1 protein-coding gene is annotated in these 252 nt (G+C 36.1%); it reads right to left on the reverse strand.

What is annotated here, in order from left to right; genetic code table 11:
* A partial coding sequence (locus A4R26_RS13695; protein WP_133054663.1) for a HipA domain-containing protein occupies window positions 1–252 on the reverse strand: 252 nt, incomplete at both ends.

A 252-nucleotide genomic window follows, 5' to 3' on the forward strand; every position in this document is an offset into this window, starting at 1 on the left:
AATCAAAATCATTTTTTTTAAGTTTTCTTTTCCGGCCGTTAATAGTTAGAGCCATTTCTTCCTTGTCTTCAGGCATAGCTACCTTGGTACTTACCAAATCAAAGGCCGGGGATAATATAATATCATTATCTTCATTGGTAAGCAGTGCGAAATTTTTCAAGTGCATATCAGCATTGCCAATTAAAAAGCAGAACAATGTAGTTTCAAAGAAAGTGATGGCATCAATGCCAGGGCGTGATGAAAATTTCAGGA

It is taken from the genome of Niastella populi (genome assembly GCF_002078015.1).
In the GTDB taxonomy this organism is placed as follows: domain Bacteria; phylum Bacteroidota; class Bacteroidia; order Chitinophagales; family Chitinophagaceae; genus Niastella; species Niastella populi.